At 64.6% G+C, this 15,453-nt stretch carries 15 protein-coding genes; 10 read left to right on the top strand and 5 right to left on the bottom strand.

The features are described 5' to 3' along the window. Positions 1 to 16: 16 nt before the first annotated feature. Both P0D89_RS13405 and pxpB read right to left on the bottom strand, forming a co-directional pair. On the bottom strand, positions 17 to 1,069 hold the full coding sequence (locus P0D89_RS13405; RefSeq protein ID WP_408361074.1) for a 5-oxoprolinase subunit C family protein: 1,053 nt from the start codon (positions 1,067 to 1,069) through the stop codon (positions 17 to 19). Next, positions 1,066 to 1,719, bottom strand: coding sequence for a 5-oxoprolinase subunit PxpB (gene pxpB / locus P0D89_RS13400; RefSeq protein WP_408361072.1), 654 nt, complete (start codon positions 1,717 to 1,719; stop codon positions 1,066 to 1,068). The genes P0D89_RS13405 and pxpB overlap by 4 nt, the downstream gene beginning before the upstream one ends. A 215-nt stretch (positions 1,720 to 1,934) precedes the next feature. Between pxpB and P0D89_RS13395 the strand changes: the two genes are divergently transcribed. Beyond that, entirely contained in the window at positions 1,935 to 2,447 is a 513-nt protein-coding gene (locus P0D89_RS13395; protein ID WP_149669897.1) for a winged helix DNA-binding protein, read from the top strand. Between the two features lie 59 nt (positions 2,448 to 2,506). Here P0D89_RS13395 and P0D89_RS13390 read toward each other — a convergent pair whose 3' ends face one another. Continuing rightward, positions 2,507 to 3,049: a 5-formyltetrahydrofolate cyclo-ligase gene (locus P0D89_RS13390; protein ID WP_408361070.1), complete on the bottom strand. Its 543-nt coding sequence runs from the start codon at positions 3,047 to 3,049 to the stop codon at positions 2,507 to 2,509. Between the two features lie 77 nt (positions 3,050 to 3,126). Between P0D89_RS13390 and P0D89_RS13385 the strand changes: the two genes are divergently transcribed. The 4 genes from P0D89_RS13385 to P0D89_RS13370 all read left to right on the top strand — a co-directional run bounded on the left by P0D89_RS13385 (position 3,127) and on the right by P0D89_RS13370 (position 8,056). Beyond that, complete coding sequence (locus tag P0D89_RS13385) at positions 3,127 to 5,094, top strand: lytic transglycosylase domain-containing protein (protein ID WP_408361068.1); 1,968 nt, start codon at positions 3,127 to 3,129, stop codon at positions 5,092 to 5,094. A gap of 82 nt (positions 5,095 to 5,176) precedes the next feature. Beyond that, positions 5,177 to 6,130, top strand: a complete 954-nt coding sequence (locus tag P0D89_RS13380; RefSeq protein ID WP_408376777.1) for a complex I NDUFA9 subunit family protein — start codon at positions 5,177 to 5,179, stop codon at positions 6,128 to 6,130. A 43-nt stretch (positions 6,131 to 6,173) separates the two neighbouring features. Then, positions 6,174 to 6,827 carry a glutathione S-transferase family protein gene (locus tag P0D89_RS13375; protein WP_408361064.1) on the top strand — a complete coding sequence of 218 codons (654 nt, stop codon included), beginning with the start codon at positions 6,174 to 6,176 and terminating at the stop codon, positions 6,825 to 6,827. Then, positions 6,824 to 8,056, top strand: a complete 1,233-nt coding sequence (locus P0D89_RS13370; protein WP_408361063.1) for a multifunctional CCA addition/repair protein — start codon at positions 6,824 to 6,826, stop codon at positions 8,054 to 8,056. Before P0D89_RS13375 ends, P0D89_RS13370 begins: the two co-directional genes overlap by 4 nt. Before the next feature lie 72 nt (positions 8,057 to 8,128). Here the strand turns inward: P0D89_RS13370 and P0D89_RS13365 are convergent, their stop codons facing one another. Together P0D89_RS13365 and P0D89_RS13360 are read right to left on the bottom strand one after the other, a co-directional pair. After that, the gene (locus tag P0D89_RS13365) at positions 8,129 to 8,323 is read right to left on the bottom strand and encodes a DUF2905 domain-containing protein (protein WP_149669891.1); all 195 of its coding nucleotides are present in this window, start codon (positions 8,321 to 8,323) and stop codon (positions 8,129 to 8,131) included. 31 nt (positions 8,324 to 8,354) lie between these two features. Continuing rightward, positions 8,355 to 9,545 (bottom strand): class I SAM-dependent methyltransferase, encoded by a 1,191-nt coding sequence (locus tag P0D89_RS13360; protein WP_408361061.1) that lies wholly within the window; start codon positions 9,543 to 9,545, stop codon positions 8,355 to 8,357. Between the two features lie 13 nt (positions 9,546 to 9,558). On the opposite strand from P0D89_RS13360, the gene P0D89_RS13355 reads away from it, so the two are divergent. The 5 genes from P0D89_RS13355 (at position 9,559) to glmS (ending at position 15,251) form a co-directional block, all read left to right on the top strand. Then, a complete protein-coding gene (locus tag P0D89_RS13355) occupies positions 9,559 to 10,377 on the top strand; it encodes an SDR family oxidoreductase (protein WP_408361059.1) in 819 nt (272 codons plus the stop codon). 88 nt (positions 10,378 to 10,465) lie between these two features. Further along, positions 10,466 to 10,861 carry a dihydroneopterin aldolase gene (locus tag P0D89_RS13350; RefSeq protein WP_149669888.1) on the top strand — a complete coding sequence of 132 codons (396 nt, stop codon included), beginning with the start codon at positions 10,466 to 10,468 and terminating at the stop codon, positions 10,859 to 10,861. 3 nt (positions 10,862 to 10,864) lie between these two features. Beyond that, positions 10,865 to 11,884: a tRNA 2-thiocytidine(32) synthetase TtcA gene (gene ttcA, locus P0D89_RS13345; RefSeq protein ID WP_408361057.1), complete on the top strand. Its 1,020-nt coding sequence runs from the start codon at positions 10,865 to 10,867 to the stop codon at positions 11,882 to 11,884. 127 nt (positions 11,885 to 12,011) lie between these two features. Next, positions 12,012 to 13,373: a bifunctional UDP-N-acetylglucosamine diphosphorylase/glucosamine-1-phosphate N-acetyltransferase GlmU gene (gene glmU, locus P0D89_RS13340; protein WP_408361055.1), complete on the top strand. Its 1,362-nt coding sequence runs from the start codon at positions 12,012 to 12,014 to the stop codon at positions 13,371 to 13,373. A 60-nt stretch (positions 13,374 to 13,433) separates the two neighbouring features. Beyond that, complete coding sequence (glmS, locus tag P0D89_RS13335; protein WP_408361053.1) at positions 13,434 to 15,251, top strand: glutamine--fructose-6-phosphate transaminase (isomerizing); 1,818 nt, start codon at positions 13,434 to 13,436, stop codon at positions 15,249 to 15,251. Positions 15,252 to 15,453 lie beyond the last annotated feature (202 nt).

Below are 15,453 nucleotides of genomic sequence, written 5' to 3'. Positions count from 1 at the left end.
GTTCCCCTACTGATTGTCACAGTGCCGCGATCGCCAGCCGGCGTACGCAGCGTTCTTCATGCATCGCGATCGCGGCGTCGATCTGCCGCAAATACGTGCGCTCTTCCAGCAAAGCCTGGCGCGCCTCGAACGGCGTCGTCGGGATGAAGCGCAGGGAGGCGTTCAGCCGCACCTGGGCGAGTTTCCACAGATCGGCCTGGATCACAGCGCCGATCTTCGGATAGCCGCCGGTGCTTTGCGCGTCGCTCATCAGCACGATCGGCTGGCCGTTCGGCGGCACCTGAATCGTGCCGGGCAGCACCGCGTGCGAAAGCAGGTCGGTTTTCTGCGTGCGCTTCAGTTCGGCGCCAGCAAGCCGGTAACCCATCCGGTTGCTGTTCGGTGTGACGAGCCATTCATCGGACCAGAACGCTTCGTGCGCAGCGTCGGTGAAGCTGTCGTATTCCGGGCCGCGCAGCACGCGGATCGGCACGGCCCACGGCACCCCTGACGGATGACGGCCGCGCCTCAGCGGCTCGTGAACCAGCACGAACTTGCACCAGCTGGGCGCCTTCACGCCGAACTCCGGCGCCTCGGGCGCGAAACCGATGTGGCCGCGCTGCTGCGGCGCGCCGACCGGCAGGCGGTCGCCGTCGCGCAGCGCGCGCCCGCCAAGTCCGCCGAAATGGCCGGCGAGATCGGTGCTGCGCGAGCCGAGCACCGGCAGCACGTCGATGCCGCCCGCCACGCAGACGTAGCCGCGCATGCCGCGTTTCGCCGCGTTCAGCACCAGCTCCTGGCCGGCCTGCACGGGCAGGCTCCACCACGAATAGACCGGCTTGCCGTCGAGCGTCGCGCCGAATTCCGTGCCGGTGATGGCCACCCGCGTCGCGCGCAGAAACCGCAGCACGGTCGGGCCGATGGTGATTTCGAGACCGGCCGCGTCAGGACGGTTGCCGACCAGCCGGTTGCCGACTTCGAGCGACAGACGGTCGAGCGCGCCCCCCATCGCGACACCCAGATGCCGGTGGCCGTGACGGCCGAGATCCTGAATCGTGGTCAACAGACCTGCGCGAATCACGTCGATCATGCGTGCATCCCCGCGATGGTGAAGCGCACCCGGTCGCCCGGCTGCAGCAGCGTGGGCGGCCGGCGCGCCGGGTCGAAGAGCGGCAGCTCGGTGCGGCCGATCAGCTGCCAGCCGCCGGGCGAAGTGGCCGGATAAATGCCGGTCTGTTCGCCTCCGATGCCGACCGACCCCGCCGGCACTTCGAGCCGGGGCGACGCGCGGCGCGGCGTGTGCAACGCGGCTTCGAGGCCGCCCATGTAGGCGAAGCCCGGCTGGAAGCCGAGGAAGAAGACTATGTACTCGCCATCCGCGTGACGCTGCACGACCTCGCGCACAGTGAGGCCCGTGTGATCGGCGACCACTTGCAGATCGGGGCCGAACTCGCCGCCGTACTGCACCGGAATCTGCACTTCACGGCCCGGGGCGCTCGCCTTGCTCGCGGCGTTCCAGGCCACCAGCAAATGCTCGGCGAGCGCGTCGCGGTCGGCTTCTAGCGGATCGAATATGAGCGTCAGATTGTTCATGCCCGGCACGACTTCCAGCACGTGCGGCCAGTCGCGCGCGGCCTCGGCGGCCGCCCAGACGCGCTGCTGGCACTCCAGCGTGGCAGGCGGCGGCGCTTCGCAAACAAGCGCGGCATCGCCGAGCGGAAAGATTCTTGGTTGGCTCATTTGGCTGATGGCTTAACCGCCCAGGTCGAGTCAGAGGATTCGGGCACGGCGGATCCCGAGACGCGCTTCCAGCATCGGGCGACGACGCTTGAAGCGTACATTATCAATAAAATATCAACAATTTCCCAATAAGCGTTTTTGCCAGGCTCCCCGGCGCCGGGCGCTCGTCGTACACTCCCGACACCTTCTCATCCTGACTCCCGAGACTCTTCGTTATGTCGCGCCATCCCACCAAGATCGTCTCATCGGAACACCTCGTGTCCGAGACCAGCGCGGAACTGTCCGAACTCGAATACGCGCTGATCATGGCGGGCAACGCCTTCAACCGGTGGATGGTGCGCTGCATGTCGGCAGCGGGCGACAAGGACATGACCGCAATCGAAGTGTCGCTGCTGCACCACGTCAGCCATCGCGAGCGCCGCAAGAAGCTGGCCGACATCTGCTTCGTGCTGAACATCGAAGACACGCACGTCGCCACCTACGCGTTGAAGAAGCTCGTAGCTAGAGGGTATGTAAAAAGCGAAAAGACCGGCAAGGAAGTGTTCTTCTCGGCGACCGACGCGGGCCGCGAGTTGTGTCTGAAATATCGCGAGGTGCGCGAGAGCTGTCTGATTTCGACGCTGAAGGAAAGCGGGCTGACCAACCAGCAGATCGGCGAGGCCGCCCAGTTGATGCGCAACGCGTCCGGTCTGTACGACACGGCCGCGCGGGCGGCGGCGTCCCTGTAGCGCGGGTTAAGGCAATCATGGCGGGTTAAGACGAAGTCGAAGCCACGGCGCACGCCGGCTCAACTCAACGGCGCGGGATAAGTCCCCGCCTCGGTGACGATCAGATCGAGCGGAATGTCGTGGGCTTCGCGTTGCAGCGCTTGCGTGCGGCACGCTTCATATGCGATGCCCACCGTGAACGGCTTCTTCGAACCCGGCCATGCCGCCAGCGTGCGATCGTAGTAGCCGCCGCCATAGCCGAGCCGGTAACCCTCGATGTCGAACCCCACGCAAGGGACGAACAGCAGTTCGGGAAGCACCCTTTGTCCGGTGGTCGGCTCGGCGATCTTGTGATGACCGATTTTCATCGGTGTATCGGGCGTCCATGCGTGGAATTCGAGCGGCACGCCACGTTCTTTAACAATTGGCAAACTTGCTTCACGCCGCGCGCCGGCGGCCAGCCAGACCGAGATCGCGGGGCGCGCATCGAATTCGCCCGCGAGCGGCCAGTAGAACCCCACACTGTCCACCCCGTAGCACTTCAACGCATCGAGCAGGCGACGCCCGAGCGCGGCATTGTGCTCCGGCGTGGAAGCCGCTTGCAGCCTTGCTTCCAATAGCATTCGGCGCAGCGCCTTTTTCGCTGGCGGGACGGGGTTGCATGCTATGCTTTGGTCCAATTCGCGCTCCAGAAACAACGATGTCAAAACGCCTTTATCGAGTATATCGCGCGGCCGGACTGGCGCTTGCCGCAGCGGCACTCGTCGCGTGCAGCACGGCCTCCGCCGTCAAACCCATTCCCCTTTCGCCGCTCACGAACGACGACCAGATATTCGTCCAGTTGCGCGAGGCCGCCCGCAATAACGACGCGGCACGCGCGGCGCAGTTGGCGAGCATGATCCCGAACTATCCGGCGCCTTCCTATCTGGAGTACTTCCAGCTCAAGCCGCAGTTGTTCGATTCGACCGGCCATGCGCGCGTCGACGCGCCGGATGCGCCGGTGCTGGCGTTCCTGCAGAAGTACGACGGCCAGGCGATCGCCGACCGTCTGCGCAACGACTACCTCACGGTGCTCGGCACGCGTCACGACTGGCGCAACTTCGATCAGCAATACGCGCGCTTCGTGCTGAACGACGACACCCAGGTGAAGTGCTACGCACTCGAATCGCGTGCGTCGCGCGGCGAAAACGTCGCGGACGCGGCGCGCGCGCTGCTGGTCGATCCGAAGTGGTACGGCGACGGCTGTGTCGATCTGATCGTCACGCTGGGCGCAAGCCGCCAGTTCAGCGCCGACGACATCTGGCAGCAGATCCGTCTCGCGTACGAGCAGAACTACACCAACACGGGCAGCAAGCTGCTCGACGCGCTCGGCGACCAGACGCCTGATCCGGTGCTGTTCAGCCAGGCTGCAAACACGCCGCCGTTGCTGCTCGCGCGCGGCGTCGGTCCGGATGCGCAGTCGCATCAACTCGCGCTGCTCGCGATCACGCGGATGGCGCGCAACGATCCGGCAATGGCCGCGGCCACTTTCGCTTCGGTCGCGCCGTCGCTGAACTCGCCCGAGCGCGCGATCGGCTGGGGCACGATTGCCTATCAGGCCGCCGCCAAGCAGATGCCGACCGCGGTGGACTGGTACCGGCTGTCGGCGAACGCGCCGCTCTCGAATCCCGCGTATGAATGGCGCACCCGCACCGCGCTGCTCGCCGGCGACTGGAACATGGTGCGCTGGTCGATCGAACAGATGCCGGAGACATTGCGCAAGCAGCCGTCGTGGGTGTACTGGCATGCGCGCGCGCTGAAGGAGGCGGGCGACACGACCACGGCCCACCAGGAATTCGAATCGATCTCGCCGGGCTACAACTTCTACGGCCAACTGGCCGCCGAAGAACTTGGCCAGAAGATCACGGTGCCGCCGAAAACCACGGTGACCGACGCCGAAGTTCAGCAAGCAGGCAACACGCCGGGCTTCGATCTGGCGCAGCGTTTCTATGCGCTCAATCTGCGGCTCGAAGGCAATCGCGAATGGAACTGGCCGTTGCGCACGATGAGCGATCGCCAACTGCTCGCGGCCGCCGAATACGCGCGCCGTATCCAGCTCTATGACCGCACCGTCAACACGGCGGACCGCACGAAGAGCGAACACGACTTCTCGCTGCGATATCTGTCGCCGTTCCGCGAGATCGTCGAGCGCGACGCGCAGTCGAGCGGGTTGGACGTGGAATGGGCGTACGGGCTGATTCGCCAGGAGTCGCGCTTCATCATCAACGCGCGCTCGGAAGTCGGCGCAGGCGGCTTGATGCAATTGATGCCGGGCACCGCACAACTGGTCGCGAAAAAGATCGGCCTCGGCCCGCTTTCGCGCGACCAGATGAACGACATCAACACCAACATCCTGCTCGGCACGAACTACCTGTCGATGATCTACAATCAGTTCGACGGGTCCGCCGTGCTGGCCACAGCCGGGTATAACGCAGGCCCGGGCCGTCCGCGCAACTGGCGGCAGTCGTTGCAGCATCCGGTTGAAGGCGCGATCTTCGCCGAGGCGATTCCGTTTCAGGAAACGCGCGACTACGTCAAGAATGTGCTGTCCAACACGGTCTACTACGCGGCGTTGTTCGAAGGCCGTCCGCAATCGCTGAAGGCGCGTCTGGGTTACATCGCACCGTAAAGCGCCGTGCCGCCGCGGCCTCGCTTCGAGGTTGCGGCGCGCCACGCCAGCCGTTGCCGCGGCTTCCACCAGGGAGTCGAAAATGCGACATAAAGCCATTGCGATCATCGGCGGTTCCGGGTTCATCGGCAGCCACCTCGTCAACGCGCTCGTCGACATGGGCAAAGACGTGCGCATCGCCACAAGGCGGCGCTATAACGCCCGCCATCTCACCATCCTGCCGATCGACGTGATCGAAACCGACGTGTTCGATCCGGTCCAGCTCGCGCGCTTCGTCGAAGGCGCCGATTGCGTGATCAATCTCGTCGCCATCCTGAACAGCAAACGCGGCACGCCGTATGGTCCGGAGTTCGCGCGCACGCACGTCGAATTGCCGACCCGGATCGTGGCGGCGTGTGAAGGCAAGGGCGTGCATCGGCTCATTCACATCAGCGCGCTCGGCGCCAATCCGAACGGGCCCAGCATGTACTCGCGCTCGAAGGGCGACGGCGAAAAGGCGGTGCATGCGGCAAACGTCGGGTGGACGATTTTCCGGCCTTCGGTGGTGTTTGGTCCCGAAGATCAATTCCTCAACAAGTTCGCGTTCCTGCAACGGATGTTTCCGGTGCTTCCGCTCGCGATGCCGGATGCGAAATTCCAGCCGGTGTATGTCGACGATGTTGCGAAGGCGATCGTCAACGTGCTCGATCTCGATGCCGCGAGCGGCCGGACCTACGAACTGGGCGGCCCGACTGTCTACACGCTCGAAGACCTCGTCACGTATTGCGGCGACGTAATTGGCAAGCATGCGCGCATCATCCGCTTGCCGGAAGCGCTGGCGCGGCTGCAGGCGCTGACCTTCGAAATGGCACCCGGCGAACCGGTGATCTCGCGCGACAATCTGGATTCGATGAAAGTCGACAACGTGCTGAGCGGCCCGCTCGCACCTGAGCTCGGGATCGAGCCGGTCGCCATCGAAACAATCGCACCGGTCTATCTGACCGGCGCGTCGACGCGTTCGCGCTTCGACACGTTCCGCGCGAGCGCGGGCCGCTGAACCAGGCCGCTGAACCTCTTTCCCCACTCCGTTGATAACAGGCATGAAACTGCTTATTGGTGACAAGAACTATTCGTCGTGGTCGATGCGGCCGTGGCTGCTGCTGAAGCATTTCGGCATCCCTTTCGAAGAGGTGTTGATCCACCTGGGCGAACCGGGCACGACCGCGGCTATCCTCGTTCACGCGCCGCAGGGGCCGGGCAAGGTCCCGTGTCTGATCGACGACGCGGGGCAGGCCACCTGGGATTCGCTGGCGATCGCCGAGACGCTGGCCGAGCGCTTCCCGCAGCACGCGCTGTGGCCGCGCGACGCGGCGGCGCGCGCTCGTGCACGTAGTGTGAGCGCGGAGATGCATGCGGGCTTCGGCGAGTTGCGCTCGAACATGTGGATGAACATTCGCGCGTCGTTCCCTGGCAAGAACGCGACCCCGGGCGCGCTGGCCGACATCGCGCGGATCGAGACCATCTGGCGCGACTGCCTGGACGCGCATGGCGGCCCATTTTTGTTCGGCGAGTTCAGCATTGCAGACGCGATGTACGCGCCGGTCGCGATGCGCTTCAACACGTGGCAGCCGACGTTGTCCGCCACCTCATCGGCCTACGTCGAGCGGATCACCGCGTTGCCCGCGGCGCAGGCATGGATCGACGCCGCGCGCAGCGACACCTACGCGATTCCGTACCAAGACGTATGCCCATGAATATCTACGCGGTAGGGGGCGCGATCCGCGACGAGTTGTTGGGCGTGCCGGTGCAGGACCGCGATTACGTGGTGGTCGGCGCGACGCCCGAGCAGATGGTGGTGCAGGGCTACCGTCCGGTGGGCAAGGATTTTCCGGTGTTCCTGCATCCTCAGACACACGAGGAATACGCGCTCGCGCGCACCGAGCGCAAGACGGCGGCGGGCTATCACGGCTTCCAGTTCTTCTATGCGCCGGACGTCACGCTCGAAGAAGATCTTGCGCGCCGTGATCTGACGATCAACGCGATGGCGCGCGAGGTCCGCCCGGATGGTGAGTTGACCGGTCCGATCATCGACCCGTTCAATGGTCAAGCCGATTTGCAGGCGCGGCTGTTCCGGCATGTCAGCGATGCGTTTCTCGAAGACCCTGTACGGATTTTGCGCATCGCGCGCTTCGCCGCGCGCTTTGTCGACTTCACGGTCGCGCCGGAGACGCTCACGCTGATGCGCCAGATGGTCGCCGACGGCGAGGTGGATGCGCTGGTGGCCGAACGCGTGTGGCAGGAAGTGTCGCGCGGCTTGATGGAGAAGAAGCCGTCGCGCATGTTCGAGGTGCTTCGCGAGTGCGGTGCGTTAGCCCGGATTCTGCCGGAGATCGACGCGCTGTTCGGCGTGCCGCAGCGGGCCGACTATCACCCCGAGGTCGACACCGGCGTGCACGTGATGATGGTCATCGATCACGCCGCGCAGCAGGGCTATGCGTTACCGGTTCGGTTTGCCGCACTGGCGCACGACCTCGGCAAGGCGACCACGCCCGAGCACGTATTGCCTCGGCATATCGGCCATGAGGGGCGCAGTGTCGATCTGCTGAAGCCGCTCTGCGAGCGGCTGCGCGTGCCCAACGACTGTCGTGACCTCGCGCTGCTGGTAGCGCGCGAGCACGGCAACATTCATCGCGTGATGGAGATGGGGGCTGCGGCGCTGGTGAGGTTGATCGAGCGTTGCGACGCGATCCGCAAACCGGCGCGTTTCGCCGAAGCGTTGCAGGCTTGCGAGGCCGATGCGCGTGGGCGGCTTGGGTTCGAGATGCGCGACTATCCGCAAGCCGAGCGGCTCAGAGTAGCGCTCGTCGCGGCCCGCGGCGTGGATGCTGGCGCGGTGGCGAAGCGGCTGGCCGATGCGCCTGCCGGCATCAAGGACGCCGTGCATCAGGAGCGCGTTCGCGCGGTGGAAGTGGCGCTGGGGTAGAGCGCTTTTCCCGGGCTAGCCTTTGACGCGGCGCATGCCGCCGTGATCAAAGGCAAACCGACCACAAAGAACTTACAACACCCGCGCCAGAAGCGACAGCAGCATCGACAACACCAGCGTCGACATAAAAGGAAACGGGTACTCGCGGCCGAACAGGCGCAAGGTCACGTCGCCAGGCAGGCGGCCAATGCCGAGCTTCCTGAGCCACGGCCAGCAGCTCGACAGCACTGCCACCGCCACGAACGTAGTCAACAGCCAGCGAATCATCGCGAGTTCCAAACGCCCAATAAGGCAAAAATCACAACGTATGCGAGCGGTCGCCGCTGGAAAACGCTTGCAGCGTGTCTTCCAGTCCGCGCGAAAAAGCGATCACCTTGAACAATTCGCCCATCTCCGCTTCGGACAACAACTTTTGCACCGCATTTGCCGCAGGCAGAAACCTCGTCGTGTCGGCCGGATCGATTTCCGACAGTTCCTCGGTAATCCCCGCATTCAGCAAAAACCGCGCTTGCGACGTGAAGCCCAGCAAGTCGGCACCCGTCTCGACGCCGGCCTCGGCGATTCCGGTGAATTCCACGTGCGCGGTGATGTCCTGCAAGCCCGGATAGACGAACGGATCGCCGTGCGCGCGATGACGGTAATGGCACATCAGCGTACCTTGCGCGCGCTGCGCATGGTAGTACTCGTGACGCGGAAAACCATAGTCGATCAGAAATGCCGCGCCGCGCGTGAGCATCGTGCAAATGGTGCGCGTGAACGCGCTGGCGGCTTCGTGCGTTTCGGTCACGTAGTCGCCGCCGCCAATGTCGATGTCCGCCAGCAGCGCGAGGTCCGCCGAAGCGGACACCGGCCGGTCGTCGAACGCGAACGCGCCGTCGCGCCACACCACGCCGCGCTCGTGCCAGACGCCGCCGCTCGACGCGAATAGCCGCACCGGCATCGCATCCAGCACCTCATTGCCGATCACCACACCCTCGAAGTGCTCCGGCAACGCGTCCAGCCAGCGCACTTTCGCGAGCGGCGCGGGCGCCGTGGCCGCAATCGTCTCGCGTTGACGTTCGCGCAATTCGCCGGACAGATCCACGATCGAGTAGCTGTCGAATCCGGCGCCCAACGCGTCGAGCGCGTTGAGCAAGCCGGCGGCCAGCTTGCCCGTGCCCGCGCCGAACTCCATCACGTCGCGCGTGCCGCTTGCCTGCAAGGCTTCGGCGAGCGGGCGCGCCAGCGTCGCGGCGAATAGCGGCGACAATTCCGGCGCGGTGACGAAGTCACTGCCGTCGTCGCCGCGCAGCCCGAATTTGCGCGCGCCACCGCTGTAATAGCCGAGTCCCGGCGCGTACAGCGCGCGCTCCATGTAGCGGTCGAACGGCAGCCAGCCGCCGGCGCTGTCGAGTTCCGCGCGGATTCGCGCGACCAGCGCTTCGGACTGCGCAAGCGCGCTTGGGCCGGGAGCAGGTAAACTGTCGGGTTGGTGAGCTTTCGGATTCATCCGCACATTGTAAATGACCGCCTCTCTGGACACTGCCGCTGCCCGCGCGCCTGAAACGCCGCGCGTCGTGCTGATTACCGGCGCCGCTCGCCGCATCGGGCGCGCGCTCGCGCTCGGCTTTGCGTCGCGCGGCTGGGATGTGGCTGTCCACTACGGCGCGTCGCGCGAAGAGGCCGACGAAGTGGTCGCGCTAATCGCCGCGCTGGGCCGCCGGGCGGTCGCGCTGCACGCGGAATTGGGCGACGAGGCGCAGGTCGAGCTGCTGTTGCCGGCCTGCACCGCCGCGCTGGGCCGGCCGGTGTGCATCGTCAACAACGCGTCGCGCTTCGAGGAAGACACCGCGCGCAATGTCGGCTACGAGCTGCTGCTGAAGCTGACCGCGATGAATCTCGGCGCCCCGCTGGTGCTTGCGCGCATGCTGTTCGACGCGACCCCGGAGGCCGCGCGCACCGACGAGAGCCAGCGCGGCGTGGTGATCAACGTGCTGGATCAGAAGCTGTACAACATGAATCCGGATTACCTGTCCTACACGCTCTCGAAGGCGGCGCTGCAAACCGCCACCGTCGCGCTGGCGCAGGCGCTGGCGCCGAAAGTGCGCGTGGTGGGGCTCGCGCCCGGTCTGACGATGCAATCCGGCGATCAGACCGAAGACGGTTTTGCCGCCGCTCACCGTATTACGCCCCTGGGCCGTGCGTCGCGGCCCGAGGACATTGTCGCCGCCGCGCTGTATCTCGCGGATGCAGCCGGCGTCACCGGAACGACGCTGGTGGTCGACGGCGGGCAGCATCTCGTGCCGCTGCCGCGCGACGTAATGTTTTTGACGGGCGCCTGAAGCGCGCGCGGCCTGCCTGCACGGGCGGCCGCCGCGCAGTGAAGCGCCCCTTTGCGTGCCCCGCACGCTTTCTTCGACTGGAACGAACATGTTTGCCGCTCTTTCGCACCCCCGGCTGGCCGATTGCCGCCGGCTCTTTCTGCGCAACTACGAAGTGCACATCAACATCGGTGTGCACGATTTCGAAAAGCGCGGCGAACAGCGCGTCGTGATCAACGTCGAACTGTTCGTGCCGCTCGCGCTGTCCACGCCGGTTCAGGACAAGCTGAACGAAGTCGTCGACTACGACTTCATGCGCTCCACCATTTCGCGGCGCGTCGAGCAAGGCCATATCCACTTGCAGGAAACGCTGTGCGACGACCTCGTCAGGACCATGCTCGAGCATCCGCAGGTGCGGGCCGCGCGCGTGTCGACCGAGAAGCCGGACGTGTATCCCGACTGCGACGCGGTGGGCGTCGAAGTCTTCCGAATCAAAGAGGATTGACCCATGAACGCTCCGGAAATCCTGAACGACAGCGCGGCCGTCCAGACTGCTACCGCCATCGACGCCACGCAGGCCGGCGTGCCCGCCGCGAAGGCCAAGTCGCCGCTCACGCGCCGCGAGCAGAAGGAAGCGTACGAGAACAACAAGCTGTTCAAGCGCCTCGCGCGCCAGGTCGGTGAGGCGATCGGCGACTTCAACATGATCGAGGAAGGCGACAAGGTGATGGTCTGTCTGTCGGGCGGCAAGGACAGCTACGCGATGCTCGAGATCCTGATGCGGTTGCGCGAACGCGCACCGATCAACTTCGACATCGTCGCGGTGAATCTCGACCAGAAGCAGCCGGGCTTTCCCGAGCACGTGTTGCCCGAGTATCTGAAGCAGCTCGACATTCCGTTTCACATCGAGAACCAGGACACCTACAGCATCGTCAAGCGGCTGGTGCCGGAAGGCAAGACCACCTGCTCGCTGTGCTCGCGGCTGCGGCGCGGCATTCTGTACCGCGTCGCTGGCGAACTCGGCGCGACCAAGATCGCCCTCGGCCATCATCGCGACGACATTCTGCAAACGCTGCTGCTGAACATGTTCTACGGCGGCAAGCTGAAGGGCATGCCGCCCAAGCTGCAATCGGACGACGGCAAGAACATCGTGATCCGCCCGCTCGCGTACGTGAAGGAAACCGATCTGGAAAAGTACGCGGAGCTGCGCGAATTCCCGATCATTCCGTGCAATCTGTGCGGTAGCCAACCGAACCTGAAACGCGCGGAAATGAAGGCGCTGATCCGCGACTGGGAGAAGCGTTTTCCGGGCCGCATCGAGAACATGTTCAATGCGCTGTCAAACATCGTGCCGTCGCATTTGATGGATCACAAGCTGTTCCCGTTCGCGGGCCTGCGCGCGAACGGCGAGGCCGATCCGCAGGGCGATATCGCGTTCGACGAGGAGCCGTGTTCGACCGGCAACGACGACGGCGCACCGCTCAACGCAGCGAAGCCGATCTCGATCGTACAGTTCGACGATCTGTGACGGAAACGCCCGGAAAACGGGCGTTTCCGGGCTATTTCACTGGCGAGAAGTGCGCGCCAGCGCGCCTTTTTCACCATGTGGTGCGTGATAGAATCGTCGGCCACAAACTGACTAATTTGCCGACGCCATGAACATCGTGATTTTGGCGGCAGGCACCGGCAAGCGCATGCGGTCCGCGCTTCCCAAGGTGCTCCATCCTCTGGCCGGCCGGCCATTGCTTGCTCATGTCATCGACACGGCTCGCTCGCTCAAGCCTGCGCGTCTGGTCGTCGTGATCGGTCATGGCGCCGAAGCGGTGCGCGAGGCGGTCGCGGCGCTGGACATTCAATTCGCCGTGCAGGAGCAGCAGCTTGGCACGGGCCACGCAGTGCAGCAGGCCCTGCCGCTGCTCGATCCGTCCGCGCCCACGCTGGTGCTATACGGCGACGTGCCGCTCACGCGCGCCAGCACGCTGCACGCGCTGACCGGGCGCGCTGGGCAGGGCGGCTATGGTGTGCTTACCGTTACGCTCGACGACCCGACCGGTTACGGGCGCATCGTGCGCGATCAGCACGGCAAGGTGCTGCGCATCGTCGAACAGAAAGACGCGAACGCCGAGCAATTGCTGATTGCCGAGATCAACACCGGCATCATCGTCGCGCCGACCGAGCGACTCGCCGGCTGGCTCGCGGCATTGAAAAACGACAATGCGCAAGGCGAGTTCTATCTGACCGACGCGGTCGAGATGGCGATCGAAGCCGGGCTCGAAGTCGTCACCACGCAGCCGGACGACGAGTGGGAAACGCTCGGCGTGAACAGCAAGCAGCAGCTTGCCGAACTCGAACGGATTCATCAGCGCAACGTCGCCGATTCGTTGCTAGTTGCGGGCGTAACGCTGGCCGATCCGGCGCGCGTCGACGTGCGCGGCACGCTCGAATGCGGCCGCGACGTGTCGATCGACGTGAACTGCGTGTTCGAAGGCCGCGTGACGCTGGCCGACAACGTCACGATCGGCCCGAACTGCGTGATCCGCAATGCGAGCCTTGGCGCCGGCACGCGCGTCGATGCGTTCACACATATCGAGGGCGCCGAGGTCGGCGCGAACGTCGTGCTTGGACCGTATGCACGCCTGCGGCCAGGCGCGTCGCTGCAGGACGAGTCGCATGTCGGTAACTTCGTCGAGGTGAAGAACGCGGTGCTGGGCCACGGCTCGAAAGCGAACCACCTCACGTACATCGGCGATGCGGATATCGGCGCGCGCGTGAATATCGGCGCGGGCACCATTACCTGCAACTACGACGGCGCGAACAAATTCCGCACGATCATCGAGGACGACGTGTTCGTCGGCTCGGATACGCAACTGGTTGCGCCGGTCCGGGTGAAGCGCGGCGCGACGATCGCGGCGGGCACCACGGTCTGGAAGGACGTCGAAGCCAACGCCCTGGTTTTGAACGACAAGACGCAAACCAGCAAGGCGGGCTATGTACGCCCGACCAAGAAGAAGGGCTGATGGACACGACGCGCGCGCGCAGCGCGCTCCTTGAAACCCAGCACTGAAAAGGAATAAGCCATGTGTGGCATTGTCGGCGCGGTTGCGCAACGTAATATTGTTTCCGTCCTGATTGAAGGACTGCGGCGCCTCGAGTACCGTGGCTACGATTCATGCGGCGTCGCCGTGCTGGGCCAGAACGGGCCGACCCGCGCGCGCAGCGTGGCGCGTGTCGCCGATCTCGACGCTCAGGTGCACGAGGGCCGTCTCGAAGGCGGCACGGGTATCGCGCATACACGCTGGGCGACGCATGGCGCGCCTGTCACGGACAACGCGCATCCAATCTTCTCGAAAGACGCGGTCGCGTTGGTACACAACGGGATCATCGAGAATTATGAGTCGCTGCGCGAAATGCTGCGCGGCAAGGGCTACGAGTTCGTCTCGCAAACTGACACAGAGGTTATCGCGCACCTGATCCACAGCGTGTATCGCGGCGATCTGTTCGCCGCCGTGCGTGAAGCCATCACACAACTGCACGGCGCGTATGCGATCGCAGTGCTGCACAAGGATCAGCCGAACACGGTGGTCGGTGCGCGCCAGGGCTCGCCGCTAGTGGTCGGGCTCGGCGACGGCGAGAACTTCCTCGCGTCGGACGCGCTCGCGCTCGCGGGCAGCACTGAACGTTTCATCTTCCTCGAAGAAGGCGACGTGTGCGAACTGTCGCTCGACGGCGTGCGTATTGCCGATCGCGACGGCAACGATGCGCAACGCGAGGTGCGTCAGGTGGCGGCCTATGGCGGCGCGGTCGAACTCGGCCCGTATCGTCACTTCATGCAGAAGGAAATCTTCGAGCAGCCGCGCGCGATCACCGACACGATCCCGCAAGCGGATTCGTTCGACACGTCGATTTTCGGCGAGGGTGCGGGCGACGTGTTCGCGCAGATCGACAGCCTGTTGATCCTCGCGTGCGGCACGAGCTATTACTCGGGGCTGACCGCGAAGTATTGGCTCGAATCGATCGCGAAGATTCCGACCCAGGTAGAGATTGCCAGCGAGTATCGCTACCGTGAGTCGGTGCCGAATCCGAAGTCGCTGGTGGTGGTGATCTCGCAGTCGGGCGAGACGGCGGACACGCTCGCGGCGCTCAAGCATGCGCAGTCGCTCGGACACAAGCACACGCTGGCGGTGTGCAACGTCGGCACGAGTGCGATGGTGCGTCAAACGGAGTTGTCGTTCCTGACACACGCGGGCCGCGAGATCGGCGTGGCGTCGACCAAGGCGTTCACGACGCAACTGGTCGCCCTGTTCGTGCTGGCGGCTACGCTTGCCAAGCTGCGCGGGCATCTGAACGAGGAGCAGGAATCCGGCTACCTGAAGCAACTGCGCCATTTGCCCGCTGCGTTGAATAGCGTGCTGGCGCTGGAGCCGCAGATCATCGCGTGGTCGGAAGAGTTTTCGCGCAAGGAGCATGCGCTGTTCCTCGGGCGCGGCATGCATTATCCGATCGCGCTCGAAGGCGCGCTGAAGCTCAAGGAAATTTCGTATATCCACGCCGAGGCTTATCCGGCCGGCGAACTGAAGCACGGGCCGCTCGCGCTTGTGACGGAAGCGATGCCGGTGGTGACGGTCGCGCCGAACGACGCGTTGCTGGAGAAGCTGAAGTCGAATATTCAGGAAGTGCGTGCGCGCGGCGGTCAACTGTATGTGTTCGCCGATGCGGATACGAAGATCGTCAACGATGAAGGGCTGCACGTGATCCGGATGCCGGAGCACTATGGGTTGCTGTCGCCGATTCTGCACGTCGTGCCGCTGCAATTGCTGGCATATCACACGGCGTGTGCGCGAGGCACGGATGTGGATAAGCCGCGGAATCTGGCGAAATCGGTGACGGTGGAGTGAAGGGGGAGGTGGTTGGCTTTTGCGGACCCGGGGTCCGCGAAAAGGTACTCTTTTCCTGAACAGGTTTCTTTGCGAACCGTGACACACTCGAGCGGAGCGCAGTCGCTTACGAGTTGCTTCTCAAGCAGCCATCGCATCAGTAACCGTCACTGGAACCCTGCGCGCTAACGCACACATCAGTTCATATCCAATCGTGCCGGAC

Origin of the sequence: Paraburkholderia sp. RL18-085-BIA-A, assembly GCF_046027075.1 — a bacterium.
Taxonomy (GTDB): Bacteria; Pseudomonadota; Gammaproteobacteria; order Burkholderiales; family Burkholderiaceae; genus Paraburkholderia.
This window is presented reverse-complemented; position numbering and strand designations above follow the sequence as displayed.

Coding starts and splice junctions, on each gene's coding strand:
- P0D89_RS13405 (WP_408361074.1), bottom strand. CDS start 1,069: ATGATCGACGTGATTCGCGCAGGTCTGTTGACCACGATTCAGGATCTC.
- pxpB (WP_408361072.1), bottom strand. CDS start 1,719: ATGAGCCAACCAAGAATCTTTCCGCTCGGCGATGCCGCGCTTGTTTGC.
- P0D89_RS13395 (WP_149669897.1), top strand. CDS start 1,935: ATGTCGCGCCATCCCACCAAGATCGTCTCATCGGAACACCTCGTGTCC.
- P0D89_RS13390 (WP_408361070.1), bottom strand. CDS start 3,049: ATGCTATTGGAAGCAAGGCTGCAAGCGGCTTCCACGCCGGAGCACAAT.
- P0D89_RS13385 (WP_408361068.1), top strand. CDS start 3,127: ATGTCAAAACGCCTTTATCGAGTATATCGCGCGGCCGGACTGGCGCTT.
- P0D89_RS13380 (WP_408376777.1), top strand. CDS start 5,177: ATGCGACATAAAGCCATTGCGATCATCGGCGGTTCCGGGTTCATCGGC.
- P0D89_RS13375 (WP_408361064.1), top strand. CDS start 6,174: ATGAAACTGCTTATTGGTGACAAGAACTATTCGTCGTGGTCGATGCGG.
- P0D89_RS13370 (WP_408361063.1), top strand. CDS start 6,824: ATGAATATCTACGCGGTAGGGGGCGCGATCCGCGACGAGTTGTTGGGC.
- P0D89_RS13365 (WP_149669891.1), bottom strand. CDS start 8,323: ATGATTCGCTGGCTGTTGACTACGTTCGTGGCGGTGGCAGTGCTGTCG.
- P0D89_RS13360 (WP_408361061.1), bottom strand. CDS start 9,545: ATGAATCCGAAAGCTCACCAACCCGACAGTTTACCTGCTCCCGGCCCA.
- P0D89_RS13355 (WP_408361059.1), top strand. CDS start 9,559: ATGACCGCCTCTCTGGACACTGCCGCTGCCCGCGCGCCTGAAACGCCG.
- P0D89_RS13350 (WP_149669888.1), top strand. CDS start 10,466: ATGTTTGCCGCTCTTTCGCACCCCCGGCTGGCCGATTGCCGCCGGCTC.
- ttcA (WP_408361057.1), top strand. CDS start 10,865: ATGAACGCTCCGGAAATCCTGAACGACAGCGCGGCCGTCCAGACTGCT.
- glmU (WP_408361055.1), top strand. CDS start 12,012: ATGAACATCGTGATTTTGGCGGCAGGCACCGGCAAGCGCATGCGGTCC.
- glmS (WP_408361053.1), top strand. CDS start 13,434: ATGTGTGGCATTGTCGGCGCGGTTGCGCAACGTAATATTGTTTCCGTC.